This is a genomic window from Paraburkholderia gardini (assembly GCF_907164545.1).
GTDB classification, from domain to species: Bacteria; Pseudomonadota; Gammaproteobacteria; order Burkholderiales; family Burkholderiaceae; genus Paraburkholderia; species Paraburkholderia gardini.
Window position 1 is genome coordinate 1 of record NZ_CAJQZB010000081.1, and the last position, 612, is coordinate 612.

A 612-nucleotide genomic window follows, 5' to 3' on the forward strand; every position below is an offset into this window, starting at 1 on the left:
CCGCTGCTGGACCACCCCGTCATCCATGATGCCGCTGTTCAGATACGCCCGGATCAGCCTGATGACTCCGGCATCATCGATTCGTTTCCGCAGACGGTCGATCAGGATGTCGTGATTGACCCGGTCAAAGAATTTCTCCAGATCAACGTCCACCACGATTCGCCGCCCCGACTGCACGTACGACTGCGCGGCAAGCACCGCATCGTGTGCACGCCGTCCGGGCCGGAAGCCGTAGCTATGCTCGCTGAAGGTGGGGTCCAGAACCGGCTGCAAGACTTGCAGCAGTGCCTGCTGGATCAGCCGGTCCGTCACCGTCGGGATGCCCAGCTCGCGCTCGCCCCCGTCCGGTTTCGGAATCGTCACCCGCCGTACCGGACTGGGCCGGTACGTCCCCTTCAGCAACTGTTCACGGATCGCAGGCCACGCCGTCACCAGATGACGCGACGTCTGGTCAATGTCCAGACCGTCCACGCCAGCGGCTCCCTTGTTGGCCCGCACCCGTTTGAACGCCTGCTTCAGGTTCTCTCTCGTCAGCACCGCTTCCAGCAGCGCTGACCCTGTGTCCCCGGTTTCATGTCGCGGGCCGCAGGCTTCGTCGCTCACGGGTACACG

At 63.9% G+C, this 612-nt stretch carries 1 protein-coding gene; it reads right to left on the minus strand.

Annotated elements, in window-relative coordinates; translation table 11 throughout:
- Positions 1–612 (minus strand): reverse transcriptase domain-containing protein (locus tag LPA37_RS27655; protein ID WP_267478221.1); only part of this gene is annotated, 612 nt, incomplete at both ends.